General features: G+C 59.8%; 10 protein-coding genes and 2 pseudogenes. 10 read left to right on the forward strand and 2 right to left on the reverse strand.

Annotation, left to right across the window (positions count from 1 at the left end; translation table 11 throughout):
- Positions 1–70: 70 nt before the first annotated feature.
- Positions 71–574, forward strand: a pseudogene (locus tag GU3_RS07600) (IS110 family transposase); the annotation flags it as partial.
- Between the two features lie 21 nt (positions 575–595).
- Here GU3_RS07600 and GU3_RS07605 read toward each other — a convergent pair.
- Positions 596–1,627, reverse strand: a complete 1,032-nt coding sequence (locus tag GU3_RS07605) for an IS630 family transposase (RefSeq protein WP_014291945.1) — start codon at positions 1,625–1,627, stop codon at positions 596–598.
- Between the two features lie 113 nt (positions 1,628–1,740).
- Between GU3_RS07605 and GU3_RS07610 the strand changes: the two are divergent.
- The 9 genes and pseudogenes from GU3_RS07610 to thrC all read left to right on the forward strand — a co-directional run.
- Positions 1,741–2,247: pseudogene (locus tag GU3_RS07610) on the forward strand (IS110 family transposase); the annotation flags it as partial.
- Between the two features lie 487 nt (positions 2,248–2,734).
- Entirely contained in the window at positions 2,735–4,882 is a 2,148-nt protein-coding gene (pnp, locus tag GU3_RS07615; protein WP_014291947.1) for a polyribonucleotide nucleotidyltransferase, read from the forward strand.
- Between the two features lie 168 nt (positions 4,883–5,050).
- Positions 5,051–5,686, forward strand: coding sequence for a pyridoxamine 5'-phosphate oxidase (pdxH, locus tag GU3_RS07620; protein ID WP_014291948.1), 636 nt, complete (start codon positions 5,051–5,053; stop codon positions 5,684–5,686).
- A gap of 25 nt (positions 5,687–5,711) precedes the next feature.
- The gene (locus GU3_RS07625; protein WP_014291949.1) at positions 5,712–6,206 is read left to right on the forward strand and encodes a GNAT family N-acetyltransferase; all 495 of its coding nucleotides are present in this window, start codon (positions 5,712–5,714) and stop codon (positions 6,204–6,206) included.
- Between the two features lie 120 nt (positions 6,207–6,326).
- Complete coding sequence (locus tag GU3_RS07630; protein ID WP_014291950.1) at positions 6,327–7,469, forward strand: cupin domain-containing protein; 1,143 nt, start codon at positions 6,327–6,329, stop codon at positions 7,467–7,469.
- Between the two features lie 3 nt (positions 7,470–7,472).
- On the forward strand, positions 7,473–8,165 hold the full coding sequence (locus GU3_RS07635) for a tRNA/rRNA methyltransferase (protein ID WP_041543593.1): 693 nt from the start codon (positions 7,473–7,475) through the stop codon (positions 8,163–8,165).
- A 219-nt stretch (positions 8,166–8,384) separates the two neighbouring features.
- Positions 8,385–10,841, forward strand: coding sequence for a bifunctional aspartate kinase/homoserine dehydrogenase I (gene thrA, locus GU3_RS07640; protein WP_014291952.1), 2,457 nt, complete (start codon positions 8,385–8,387; stop codon positions 10,839–10,841).
- Complete coding sequence (gene thrB, locus GU3_RS07645) at positions 10,842–11,798, forward strand: homoserine kinase (RefSeq protein WP_014291953.1); 957 nt, start codon at positions 10,842–10,844, stop codon at positions 11,796–11,798.
- Positions 11,795–13,069 carry a threonine synthase gene (gene thrC / locus GU3_RS07650; protein WP_014291954.1) on the forward strand — a complete coding sequence of 425 codons (1,275 nt, stop codon included), beginning with the start codon at positions 11,795–11,797 and terminating at the stop codon, positions 13,067–13,069. The genes thrB and thrC overlap by 4 nt, the downstream gene beginning before the upstream one ends.
- Positions 13,070–13,249: 180 nt before the next feature.
- Here thrC and GU3_RS17040 read toward each other — a convergent pair whose 3' ends face one another.
- The gene (locus tag GU3_RS17040; RefSeq protein ID WP_148265871.1) at positions 13,250–13,555 is read right to left on the reverse strand and encodes a hypothetical protein; all 306 of its coding nucleotides are present in this window, start codon (positions 13,553–13,555) and stop codon (positions 13,250–13,252) included.
- Between the last annotated feature and the right edge of the window lie 125 nt (positions 13,556–13,680).

Raw genomic sequence — 13,680 nt, forward strand, 5'->3', positions numbered from 1 at the left:
TCTTGGGTAAGCGGCGTCGTAATGCGCCATATTTGGGTTGAAGCTCAAATAACCACAAAAGGTGTCCACTATGAACATTACGCTCATTGGTCTCGATTTGGCAAAGAATGTGATTCAGATTTGTGGTGTTAATCAAGCTGGCAAGGCGGTATTCAATCGCAGCGTGACCCGTCACAAGGTACTGGAGCTGCTTAGTCAGTACCCTCAGGTGCCCATTGCGATGGAAGCCTGCAGCGGCTCCAATTACTGGGGCAGAGCCCTGCAGCAGCGGGGACATCAGGTGATGTTGCTGCCGCCCCAGCATGTGAAACCCTTCGTCAAGGGGAACAAGAACGACCGTAATGATGCCTTTGCTATCTGTGAGGCGGCACGGCGCCCCAACATGACGTTTGTACCGCCGCGCACGCTGGAGCAGACCGACATCAGCCTGGTACACCGGCTGCGAGAGCGCCGCATCGGCGAGCGAACCCGGTTGATTAATCAGTTACGGGGCTTGCTCAATGAGTACGGCATCGTTCTGGCTGGCGGTAAAGAGACGTTAAAGCAAGCCATGCCCTTGCTGTTGGAGGATGCTAAATAACTGATCCTAATAGTGCTACATTTTGGCGATTCTATAACCACTGCCGGGAAAGGGTGAAAACGTGTCCATAAAGTGCCTGACTCGTTTCAGTAGTGACACCATGCTGTGGCACTGGTGATTACGGGTCACCGTTTCATGCAGCTTGTGCCACAGCAGCTCTATCTTGTTTATCCAGGGTGAGTAAACCGGCTGGAAGATAAGGATGAACTTGGGGTTGTCTGCCAGCCAGCTTTGAACCAGCCGACTCTTGTGGATCACGTAGTTATCCAGGATCAGCGTGATGTTCCGGGCTCGTCGGTAGCGCCGCCGTAGCGTTTCTAGCAGCGAAATGAACAGGACCGAGTTCTTCTTATAGCCTGCAACGTACGTCACCTGACCCGTTGTCGCATGCAGGGCTCCGGCCAGGTAGTGCTTTTCATTGATACCCGGTGTCACGACTTTCTTTTGCTGGCCTCGACGCGTCCAGTCCGCTCCCAGCTTGGGGTTAAGATCGATATCAACCTCGTCGGCGTAAAGCACAGGATTATCCTGGCAGCAGTCTGCAAGTGCCTGTTTTACTTGCTCAACCTTGACGTCATAGTCCGGGTCCTTGATGCGCAAGGTAGGTACAACACGACGCCAGACAATACCTTCACGCGGCAGCCAACGGCGAAGTGTAGAGGCTGCCATGTTGAGGCTCAACAAGCGATTGACCTCGATGGCAAATAACTCAGTAGACCAGCGGCTGCGCTGGTAACCCAGGTCTTGCGGTGAAAACTGAATCAGCACCTGAAGAACTCGAATAATATGTCGAATCGGCAAAGAAGGTGGCCGTCCTGGTCGCTGCGTACGTAACGCCTCAAGCCCGCCTTCGTGATACCAGTTGAGCCAACGGCCCAGTGTTGAGCGGGCGGCGCCGGTCAGCCGGTGAATTTTCTTGAGCGTGCAGCCTTCGTAACGCAGCAGAATGGCCATGACTCGACGGGCATGCTGCTTGTCGCGCGTGGTCTGAATAATCTTGTGCATTCGGCGTCGCTCTGAGCGAGGCAGGGATGGTAAGATCGGCATGAACTCAGTCCTTTGGGTGTCGTTTTTGGTTTTGTTTGGCGACTGATCAGATCGCACAAACTGGACTGAGTTCCCTTCCTTCAGTGATCTACTATTCGGAACAGCTATTTAGTAACGAACTGACGCCACGGGCTCGGACCTATTGTTGTGACATCCTGGAAGAATGGCAGCAACTGGATGAGGCTATTCGGTGCCTGGATAAAGACATCGAACAGCAATGTCGCGATAACGAGGCCTGCGCCCGACTCACTGACATTCGAGGTGTAGGCGCGGTGACCGCGACCGCCATGGTCGCCTTTGTCGGCAACGGCAGTCAGTACCGCAATGCCCGGCACTTTTCTGCCAACCTGGGGCTGGTACCGAAAGAGCATTCCAGTGGCGGCAAACAAAAGCTGGGCAGTATCACCAAGCGTGGTAATGGGTACTTGCGCAAGCTGTTGATACAAGGTGCCTGGTCGATTATCCGGCACCTGAACAAGGCCACCGACCGGTTATCGCTGTGGGTCAAACAGCTGGCCGAGCGCAGAGGCAAGCAACGCGCTGCGGTGGCCACGGCCAACAAGCTGGCACGGATTATCTGGGTCATGCTGTTCAGGCAGGAGCACTATCGGGCAGCCTGAGCTGACCTAAAGAAACTGAATTAAACCCCGTTTAACAGGAAGGAAAACAAGAGGTTATCACCCCGACGAAACGCGATGTGGAAAACGTGAATGAGGCAACAGGTTAAACCGGCCCTTGCAAACGCCGAGAAAATGTCAGGAGTCTGAACTCCGTAAGGACGATAGGCAGCAAGGGCGCGGTTCTCATTAGGGCCAGAGTGAGCCAATGACTCACTCATCAACACAGGCCGAATATACGGATGCAGTTAATCCTGGCTGCCAAAACACGGAAACCCCACTGGCGAAAAGCGAGGTGTCCATATATGGCATTTTCGAGCGTTACATGGAGGTACTTGAAGCGTGCCGGTGGAGTGCAACCGCACTGTTGCTTCGCATGACGATCGTGCGGCTTCCGGCCTGTTTTTTCCCGTCATTCTATCCTTTAAACCGGAATCAAGTATACTGTGCCGGCGTATTAAAGAATCAAACAGTTAAAGGAATCTACCACGTGAATCCTATCGTTAAGACCTTCCAGTACGGTCAGCATACCGTTACCCTTGAAACCGGCGTGATTGCCCGTCAGGCCACTGCCGCCGTGATGGCCAGCATCGACGACACTTCCGTGCTGGTGAGTGTGGTCGGCAAGCGCGAAGCGGACGAAAGCCGCGACTTCTTTCCGCTGACCGTCAACTACCAGGAGCGTACCTACGCCGCCGGCCGTATTCCCGGCAGCTTCTTCAAGCGTGAAGGCCGCCCTACCGAAGGCGAAACACTGACCGCGCGTCTGATTGACCGTCCCATTCGTCCGCTGTTTCCCGATGGATTCAAAAACGAAGTGCAGGTGATTGCCACCGTCATGTCCGCCAATCCGGAAATTGCCCCGGACATCATTTCCATGCTGGGCACCTCTGCCGCCCTGGCCATCTCCGGCATTCCCTTTGCCGGCCCCATCGGCGCCGCCCGGGTGGGTTACATGAACGGTGAATACGTGCTGAACCCCAGCATCAGCGAGCTGAAAGACAGCCAGCTGGACCTGGTGGTGGCCGGTACCGCCGGTGCCGTATTGATGGTGGAATCCGAAGCCTCGGTACTGCCGGAAGAGGTCATGCTGGGCGCCGTCATGTATGGTCACGAGCAGCTGCAGACCGCTGTGAATGCCATCAATGAATTTGCCGCCGAAGTGGGTACCCAGCCCTGGGACTGGCAGCCCAAGGCCGAAAACGAAGCCCTGAAAGCCAAGGTAGCCGAGCTGGCCTCTGCCGAGCTGGGCGAAGCCTACCGCATTACCGACAAGACCGCCCGCCGCGACGCCATCAGCGACATCAAGGCCAAGGTTCAGGCTGCCGTGCTGGAGCAGTCGCCGGAAGCGGAAATCAAGGAAATTCAGGAACTGCTGGGCAAGCTGGAAAAAACCATCGTCCGTGGCCGCGTGGTACGCGGTGAACCGCGCATCGACGGCCGTGAGCCCGACATGATCCGCGCCCTGAACGTGGCCACCGGCCTGCTGCCCCGTGCCCACGGCTCCGCCCTGTTCACCCGCGGCGAAACCCAGGCCCTGGTGGCCGCCACCCTGGGCACCGAGCGTGATGCTCAGCTGATTGACGAGCTGACCGGTGAGCGCGCCAACCGCTTTATGCTGCACTACAACTTCCCTCCCTACTGTGTGGGTGAGACCGGCATGGTCGGCAGCCCCAAGCGCCGGGAAATCGGTCACGGCCGTCTGGCCAAGCGCGGCGTGGCAGCGGTGATGCCGAGCCAGGAAGAATTCCCGTACACCGTACGGGTGGTGTCCGAAATCACCGAGTCCAACGGCTCTTCCTCAATGGCCTCCGTGTGCGGCACTTCGCTGGCACTGATGGACGCCGGTGTGCCGATCAAGGCCTCTGTGGCCGGTATCGCCATGGGTCTGGTGAAGGAAGCAGAAGGCTTTGTGGTGCTGTCCGACATTCTGGGTGACGAAGATCACCTGGGCGACATGGACTTCAAGGTGGCCGGTACCAGTGAGGGCGTGACCGCCCTGCAGATGGACATCAAGATCGAAGGCATCACCAAAGAAATCATGGAAGTGGCCCTGAAGCAGGCCCGCAACGCCCGTCTGCACATTCTGAAGGTGATGGACGAAGCCCTGCAGGCGCCCCGTGCCGACATTTCCGATTTCGCGCCGCGCATTCACACCATCAAGATCAACCCCGAGAAGATCCGTGATGTCATTGGCAAGGGCGGCGCCACCATTCGCGCCCTGACCGAAGAAACCGGCACCACCATCGAGCTGGACGACGACGGCACCGTGAAAATCGCCGCCGTGGACGGTGAAGCCGCCAAACTGGCTATTCGTCGCATCGAGCAGCTGACCGCGGAAGTGGAAAGCGGCACCATTTATGAAGGTCAGGTGGTGCGTCTGGCCGACTTCGGCGCCTTCGTCAACATTCTGCCCGGCAAGGACGGTCTGGTGCACATCTCCCAGATCACCGAAGAGCGGGTGAAGAATGTGTCCGATCACCTGAAAGTGGGTGACACCGTCAAGGTCAAGGTACTGGAAGTGGACCGTCAGGGCCGCATTCGCCTGTCCATCAAGGAAGCCAACAAGCCGGAAGAGGCCGAAGCCGCTCCTGCCGCCGAGGCGACCGAAGAAGCCAAGGCCGACAGCGCCGAATAAGCCAGTCGCGTGATGCCAAAAGCCGGAGCATGTTCTCCGGCTTTTTTTATTTTAACTCCTCACTCCTCACTCCTCACTCCTCACACCTCACGTCTCACCAACAACACTTGCCAAGCCAGGCCCGGCTTTGCACAATGAAGCCACTTTCAGCTAAAGGAACCCACACTCATGGAGCTGGCGGATTACCGACGGGAATACCTGCAGGGTGGCCTGCGCCGCAACGACCTGCCCAACGATCCATTGTCCTTGTTTGAAACCTGGATGCAGCAGGCCATTGCCGCCAGTCTGCCTGACCCCACCGCCATGGTGGTGGCCACGGTGGATGAGCAGGGCCAGCCTTATCAGCGCATTGTGCTGCTCAAGCAGGTGGATGAGCGGGGTTTTGTGTTTTACACCAACATGGGCAGCCGCAAGGCCGCACACCTCAACCAGAATCCTCGGGTCAGTCTGCTGTTTCCCTGGCATCCGCTGGAGCGTCAGGTACATGTGACCGGTCAGGTGGAAAAACTGTCTGCCACCGAGGTGATGAAGTATTTCGCCAGTCGTCCAAAGGACAGCCAGATCGGCGCCTGGGTGTCGAAGCAGTCTTCGCGCATTTCGGCCCGTGGCCTGCTGGAAGCCAAGTTTCTGGAAATGAAACAGAAGTTCGCCAGTGGCGAAGTGCCCCTGCCCAGCTTCTGGGGTGGATTCCGCGTCAGGGTCGACTCGGTGGAATTCTGGCAGGGCGGCGCCAACCGGCTGCACGACCGTTTTCTTTATCAGCGCGAGAATGATGGCTGGAGCATTTCCCGCCTGGCGCCCTGAGTGCAACGCGAGCCGGGAGGCCAGCATGCTGATTTGCAGAACCGAACGTCCCGGTGACGGCGACGACATCGACGAGGTGGTGTTTGCCGCCTTTAACCGGCCCGACGAGGCGGATCTGGTGCTGGCCCTGCGGGAGCAGGGGGCCATCAGCGTTAGTCAGGTGGCGGAGTATGAGGGGGCCATTATCGGCCACCTGGCCATGAGCCCGGTGCTGATCAACGGTGAAGACATCGGCTGGCTGGGGCTGGCGCCGGTGAGTGTGTGGCCCGACTGCCAGAATCAGGGGGTGGGCTCGGAGATGATCCGCGAGGCCATTCAGGCCGCTCATGACTTTGACTGGGCCGGCATCGTCGTGCTGGGCAATCCGGCCTATTACCGGCGCTTTGGGTTTCGCCCGGCCCGTGAGCTGGAGCTGACCTGCCCCTATCCCGAGGCCGGCGATGCCTTCATGGCGCTGGCGCTGAAACAGCCGGCGCCTGCCGGCCTGGTGACTTACCACAGCGCTTTTGACGAGCTCTGAACCGGTTTTTACCTGTCTTTATACCGCTATGCAGGCAGCTTATTCCTGTCATTATGCCTGCTACGCAGGCATAATGAGCCGCTATTCTTGAAGCATTATGCCCCTGTTGCGAGTTTCCCCATGCACAGCCCTCTTAAACTGGATATCGACCATTTTCTGGCTCACGACTGGCAGCGCCGGCCGCGTTTGTTCAAGGCGGCCCTGCCAGACTTTGACGATCCCTTAAGTCCCGACGAGCTGGCCGGCCTGGCCCTGGAAGCCCACATCGAATCGCGCCGAGTGTGGCGGGAGCAGGGGCACTGGCAGGCGGAAACCGGACCGTTTGAGTCTTACGATCACCTGGGTGAGTCCGACTGGACCCTGCTGGTGCAGGCAGTCAACCAGTGGCATCCGGGGGTGCAGGACCTGGCCGATCTGTTCCGCTTTATTCCCGGCTGGCGTTTTGACGACGTCATGGTGAGCTTTTCCACTCCGGGGGGCGGTGTCGGCCCTCATATCGATCAGTACGGGGTCTTTATCATTCAGGGCGCCGGCAGCCGCCGCTGGCGGGTAGGGGAGCGCCAAAGCCTGCGCGAATTCGCCGCCCACGGCGCCCTGCGCCACTGCGACGATTTCGAGGCGGTGATTGACGAGGTATTGCAGCCCGGCGACATGATCTACATTCCTCCCGGTTGCCCCCACGAAGGCTACGCCGAGACGCCGGCACTGAATTATTCCATCGGCTTTCGCGCTCCCGATGCCAAGGACTTGTTCTCCAGCTTTGCCGATCACCTGCTGGCCCACGTCGACCGCACCCGTCGGTTTGACGATGCCGGCATGGCCGCCACCCAGGCCCATGGACGACTCGATGACAGCGTGATGAGCCAGGTGAAAACCCTGATGCGTGAGCTGCTGGACGACGACGCCCGGCTGAACGACTGGTTTGGCGAAATGATCTCGGAAGCCAAACACGATCTCGACCTGGAAGCCGCCGAGCCCGCCTACAGCCTGGAAGAGCTGGTGTTGCGCCTGGATCACGGCGACCATCTCTACCGCCTGGGCGGTGTGCGCTGTTTTTACCACCAGGGCAGCGAGGAGGTGTTTTATCTGGATGGCGATCGCCATCAGCTGGCCGAGCCCGATGCCGACGCCATCGCCCTGCTGTGCGATCAGGCCCGTATCTGCGGCCCGGAAGTGGCCTGCCTGAAAGAGCCCCGCAACCTGCTCGACTGCCTGCTGCCCCTGGTGAATCAGGGCTACTGGTACTTTGAGGAAGACGAGTAAGTGATGGCGCTGTATTTCGTACTGGAATCCCCGGCTCGCCCGGAAAACGTCGGCGCCGCCGCCCGCGCCATGAAAACCATGGGCTTTGAACACCTGCGGCTGATCAACAGCAAAGTGCATGAGCAGGAGCAGGCCCGGTGGGTGGCCCACGGCGCTCAGGAAATACTGGCCCAGGCCGAATATTTTCCCACCCTGGCCGAGGGCCTGGCCGACATGGATCTGGTGATCGCCACCACAGCTCGGCGGCGGGGGCGCTACCAGCACTACCTGACGCCCCGGGAAGCGGTGGTCCAGATAAACAACAAGGCGGTGCAACGGGTGGCGGTGCTGTTTGGTTGCGAGGAGTCGGGCCTGAGCAACGAGCACCTGGCTCAAGCGGATATCATCAGCTATCTGCCGCTCAAGGTGAGCTATCCGTCCCTGAACCTGGGCCAGGCCATCATGCTTTATGCCTGGGAGCTCAGCCAGGGACTGGCGCCGGAAAGCGAACAAAAAAACGACGTTCGGCAGGGAAATGCCCAACTCCGTGTGTTGCAGCAAAAAACAGAACAACTGCTGGGATCGATTGGAGTTTCGCAGCAGGAAAAACTGGCAGAGTGGGTAAAGGACCGGCTGCCTGTGCTGGAACAGCGGGATCTGAACCTGCTGCACCTGCTTTGCAAGGACCTTGAGCGGGCGCTCAAATCCCGGGAGTGAAGTTGACAAGCCAGCGGCCCCGGGTTATTGCTATGCCATTCGTTGTTACAGGTTGTACGTCATGCTGCTGTTTACCCGCACCACCACCATTATTATTACCGGCACCACCATGGGTGGCACCGGGGCGGGCTGATGCGCTGACGACAAACAGAATTTGAATCGAAAAGCCCGTGTCCCAAGCCGATACGGGCTTTTTTTGTTTTACACAGGGAGTAATGAATGCGAGTCCTGAAATTTGGCGGTACGTCGCTGGCCAACGCCGAGCGCTTTGATACCGTGGCCGACATCGTGGTCAACAACCAGCGCCAGTCCCAGGTGGCCCTGGTGCTGTCGGCCCCGGCGCGGGTTACCAATCATCTGGTGGCGGTGGTGGAGCAGACCATTCGTGGCCTGGAAGCGGCGCCGGTGCTGAAGGAGATCGAGCAGATCTTTCACGGCATTATCGACGGACTCAAGGGCAAATATGCCGGGCTCGACGAGGCGGCTCTTAAGGTCACGGTGGAGCGGGAGCTGAACCAGCTGACCCGGCTGCTGCAGGGCGTGAGCCTGCTGCAACAGTGCCCCGACAACATTCAGGCCCGTATTCTGAGCCGGGGTGAGGCGCTGTCCATCGCCACCATGGCCGAGCTGCTGCGTGCCCGGGGCGAGCAGGTGGAAGTGATCTCTCCCCAGGAAATGCTGCTGGGCGAGGGCAGTGTGCTGGAAGCCCAGGTGAATATTGAGGTGTCCCGCCAGCGCTTTGCCGACAAGGGCCTGCGTGACGACTGCGTCTATCTGATGCCCGGCTTTACCGCCGGCAACGAGCAGGGCGAAACCGTCATTCTCGGCCGCAACGGCTCCGACTATTCCGCCGCCGTACTGGCCGCCTGTGTGGGCGCCGAGTGCTGCGAGATCTGGACCGACGTGGACGGCGTGTACAACTGTGACCCGCGCCTGGTGCCCGATGCCAAGCTGCTGCGCCAGCTGTCCTACAAGGAGGCCATGGAGCTGTCCTATTTCGGTGCCAAGGTACTGCACCCGAAAACCATCGCGCCCATCGCCCAGTTCCATATTCCCTGTCTGATCAAAAACACCGGCAATCCCCAGGGGGAAGGATCGCTCATCGGCCCCGAGTGCAGCGACGACGATCTGCAGGTGAAGGGCATCTCCGATCTGGCCGGCATGACCATGATCAACATCTCGGGCCCGGGCATGAAGGGCATGGTGGGCATGGCCGGCCGGCTGTTCTCCTGCATTTCCCGCGCCGGTGCCAGCATCGTGCTGATCACCCAAAGCTCGTCGGAATACAGCGTCAGCTTCTGTATTCACACCTTTGATAAACAAAAGGTGCAGAAGGCCATCGCCAGCGAATTTGCCCTGGAATTCAAGAACAACCTGCTGGAGCCGCTGGAGCTTATCGACGATCTGGCCATCATCTCCCTGGTGGGGGATCGCATGCGCACCGCCCGAGGCGTGTCGGCTCGCTTCTTCAACTCCTTGGCGGAAGCCTCCATCAATATCGTGGCCATCGCTCAAGGGTCCAGCGAGCGCTCCATCTCGGCGGTGATCCGCAAGGAAAAGGTGACCGAGGCGATCAAGGCCTGTCACCAGAACTTCTTCTCCAGCCGCCAGTTCATCGACGTGTTCCTGGTGGGCTGTGGCGGTGTGGGGGGAGCCCTGCTGGAGCAGATCCGCCGTCAGCAGCCGGTGCTGGAAGCTCAGGACATCGGCATTCGCGTGGTGGGTATCGCCAACTCCCGCAAAATGCTGCTGGATAAAAACGGTATCAACCTCACTGACTGGCGCGACCACCTGGCCCAGGCTCAGGAAAGCTTCAGCCTGGAGCGGGTGACCCGCCTGGTGGAGGACAGCCACCTGATCAACCCCGTACTGGTGGACTGCACCACCAGCGAGCAGATTGCCGATCAGTACGCCGACTTTCTGGCCGCTGGTTTCCATGTGGTCACCCCCAACAAGAAGGCCAACACCGCCAGCCTGGATTACTATCGCGAGCTGCGCCGCTCGGCCCGCTCCACTCGCCGCAAGTTTTTGTATGAAACCAACGTGGGTGCCGGTTTGCCGGTGATCGAGAACCTGCAGAACCTCATTCGTGCCGGCGATCAGCTCAAGGCCTTTGGCGGCATTCTGTCCGGCTCCCTGTCTTACATCTTTGGCAAGCTGGACGAGGGCATGAGCTTTGCCGAGGCCACCCGCATTGCCCGGGAAAACGGCTTTACCGAGCCGGATCCCCGGGACGATCTCAACGGTATGGACGTGGCCCGCAAGCTGCTGATCCTGGCCCGGGAGGCGGGCATGGAGCTGAACCTCGACGACATTGAGGTGGAGCAGGCGCTGCCGCCGGGGTTTGACGCCAGCGGCGACATCGAATCCTTTATGGCCCGCCTGCCACAAGCGGACGCCTGGTTTGCCCAGAAGGCCGCCGAGGCGGGCGAGGGCCGCGTGCTGCGTTATGTGGGCGCCATCGAAAATGGCCAATGCAAGGTTGCCATTCGGGCCGTTGACGGGGATGATCCCCTGTTCAAGGTCAAGGACGGCGAAAACGCCCTGGCGTTTTACACCCAGTATTACCAGCCCATTCCGCTGGTGCTGCGCGGCTACGGTGCTGGTGCCGATGTGACCGCCGCCGGTGTGTTTGCCGACCTGTTGCGCACCCATAACTGGAAGCAGGAGATTTAAATGAGTGTTGTAGCCTATGCGCCGGCCTCTACCGCCAACGTCAGTGTTGGGTTTGATGTGCTGGGGGCTGCGCTGGCCCCCCTCGACGGCTCCCTGCTGGGTGATCGGGTGCTGGTGGAGAATGCCAGCGGTGAGTTCAGCCTGACCAACGCCGGCCCCTATGCCCACAAGCTGCCGGCCGACCATACCCAGAACATCGTTTACGACTGCTGGCTGGCCTATGAACGGGCCCTGGAGAAAAAGGGCCTGGCGCGCAAGCCGCTGGCCATGACCCTGGAGAAAAACCTGCCGGTGGGCTCGGGGCTGGGCTCCAGCGCTACCAGCATCGTCGCCGCCTTTGTGGCGCTGAATGCCTTTTATGACAACGCCATGAGCGAGCATGAGCTGATGCTGCTGATGGGCGAGCTGGAAGGCCAAATCTCCGGCTCCATCCACTACGACAACGTGGCGCCTTGCCATCTGGGCGGCATGCAGCTGGTACTGGATGAAGCCGGCGTGGTCAGCCAGACCCTGCCGTCCTTCGATGAATGGTACTGGGTGGTGTGCTACCCGGGCATTGCGGTGTCTACCTCCGCCGCCCGGGAAATTCTGCCGGCCCAGTACCGCCGCCAGGACTGCCTGGAATACGGCCGCCGGCTGGCGGGCTTCGTGCATGCCAGCCACACCGGCCAGGAAAAACTGGCCGCCGCCATGCTGAAAGACGTGATTGCCGAGCCCTACCGCGCCCAGCTCATTCCCGGCTTCAAGGAAGTGCGCGAGCACGCCGCCGCCATGGGCGCATTGGCCACCGGCATTTCCGGCAGCGGCCCCACCGTGTTCACGGTGATGAAGGACTTGCATCAGGCGGAAAAGCTCAAGGCCTGGCTGGCCGACCACTTTATTCAGAATCAGGATGGCTTTTGCCACATTTGCAAACTCGACGCCGAAGGCGCGCGAGTCACAGGAACCAAGCTATGAAGTTGTACAATATCAAGGATAACGCCGAGACCATCAATTTTGCCGGGGCCGTCAAGCAGGGCCTGGGCCGCGGCCAGGGCCTGTTCTTTCCGGAGCAGTTAAGCCCGCTGGCCAATGTGGATGCCCTGCTGGAGCTGCCGCTGGTGCCGCGCTCCGTGGCCATTCTGCAGCACCTGATCGGGGATGAAATTCCTGCCGATACCCTCACCGCCATGGTGGAGCACGCCTTTACCTTCCCGGCGCCGCTGGTGAAGGTGGACGAGCACACCTATGCCCTGGAGCTGTTCCACGGCCCGACCCTGGCGTTCAAGGACTTCGGCGGCCGCTTCATGGCCCAGTGCCTGGCCACCCTGCGCAGCGACGGCAAGATCACCATTCTCACCGCCACCTCCGGCGACACCGGTGCCGCCGTGGCCCACGCCTTCTACGGCCTGCCCAATATCGACGTGGTGATCCTGTATCCGGAAGGCAAAATCAGCCCGCTGCAGGAAAAGCTGTTTACCACCCTGGGCGGCAATATTCGCACCTTTGCAGTAAAGGGCGACTTCGATGCCTGTCAGGCCCTGGTCAAGCAGGCCTTTGACGACGAAGAGCTGAAGGCCACCGTGGGCCTGAACTCCGCCAACTCCATCAACATCAGCCGGCTGCTGGCCCAGGTGTGTTATTACTTTGAAGCCGTGGCCGAGCTGCCCGCCGAGCAGCGCCACAAGGCGGTGATCAGCGTGCCGTCCGGCAACTTCGGCAACCTCACCGCGGGCCTGATTGCCAAGGCCATCGGCCTGCCGGTGAAGCGCTTTGTGGCCGCCACCAACGCCAACGACACCGTGCCGCGTTACCTGGACAGCGGCAACTGGGCCCCCAACGAGACGGTTGCTACCCTGTCCAACGCCATGGACGTGAGCCGGCCCAACAACTGGCCGCGGGTGGAAGAGCTGTGCCGGGTCAAGGGCTGGAGCCTGTCCGACATCGCCTCCGGTGCGCTTAACGACGAGCAGACTAAAGACGCGCTCAAGCGGCTGTTTGCCAAGGGCTACCTGTGCGAGCCCCACGGCGCCATCGCCTGGGATCTGCTCAACAAAGAGCGGGGCAAGGATGAGGTGGGCATTTTCCTGTGCACCGCCCATCCGGCCAAGTTCAAGGAAAGTGTGGATGCCATTCTCGAGCAGGACATTGCACTGCCGGGGCCGCTGGCCAAGCACGGCGCCATGGCGTCTCTGTCCGAGACCATTCCCGCCGACTTCGCCGTGCTCAAGGCGAAAATGATGGACTGAGGCGATCGCCTTTTCCCTTGACGATGCCGGGCTTGTCCCGGCATTTTTTTGCCATTCCTCACTTCCCGTCTCAATTCCCCCTGTTCTTTGTAAGCGATCTCTCAAGCCGCGCGTGGAAAAGGCGCTTTTACTCTGTGGTTTTTAGGTCAGCTTTTTTGCAAGTGCATGAATATAAATAGCTTAATCTATTTGTTCAAAACCTGACCAGGACAGATTGCTTTGATCCTGCGTTGTTCCGTTCAGGGGGAAAGGTATAGTTAACCCCAACAGCAAGGCAGGCTGGCTTGCCAGGAAGGCAAGCAGCAGGAAGGCTGACAGGATGCCCGGCAGTGACGCCGGAACAGGGACAGGAAAGACAGTGCGGGCATGAATGCCGGCAGCCAGGAACGGCAAGGACCCGGTCGGGAAGACCAAGCGGAAAGGCTCAGGAAGGCCAAGGGATACCTTCAGGAAGAAGCGATTGGCAGCAGGAAGGCGGCCATTCACGGATGATGCAGGGATGACCCCGAGGAAAGCGGGAAGGGGAAGACTCGGTTTGAGTCGAGTCAGGGAATGCAGGGAGCAATCTGGTTCAGGAACGAGCCGACGACATCAAAAGGGGCAGCCAGTGG

The sequence above is a fragment of the Oceanimonas sp. GK1 genome (genome assembly GCF_000243075.1).
In the GTDB taxonomy this organism is placed as follows: domain Bacteria; phylum Pseudomonadota; class Gammaproteobacteria; order Enterobacterales; family Aeromonadaceae; genus Oceanimonas.

Coding starts and splice junctions, on each gene's coding strand:
- GU3_RS07605 (WP_014291945.1), bottom strand. CDS start 1,627: ATGCCGATCTTACCATCCCTGCCTCGCTCAGAGCGACGCCGAATGCAC.
- pdxH (WP_014291948.1), top strand. CDS start 5,051: ATGGAGCTGGCGGATTACCGACGGGAATACCTGCAGGGTGGCCTGCGC.
- GU3_RS07625 (WP_014291949.1), top strand. CDS start 5,712: ATGCTGATTTGCAGAACCGAACGTCCCGGTGACGGCGACGACATCGAC.
- GU3_RS07630 (WP_014291950.1), top strand. CDS start 6,327: ATGCACAGCCCTCTTAAACTGGATATCGACCATTTTCTGGCTCACGAC.
- GU3_RS07635 (WP_041543593.1), top strand. CDS start 7,473: ATGGCGCTGTATTTCGTACTGGAATCCCCGGCTCGCCCGGAAAACGTC.
- thrA (WP_014291952.1), top strand. CDS start 8,385: ATGCGAGTCCTGAAATTTGGCGGTACGTCGCTGGCCAACGCCGAGCGC.
- thrB (WP_014291953.1), top strand. CDS start 10,842: ATGAGTGTTGTAGCCTATGCGCCGGCCTCTACCGCCAACGTCAGTGTT.
- thrC (WP_014291954.1), top strand. CDS start 11,795: ATGAAGTTGTACAATATCAAGGATAACGCCGAGACCATCAATTTTGCC.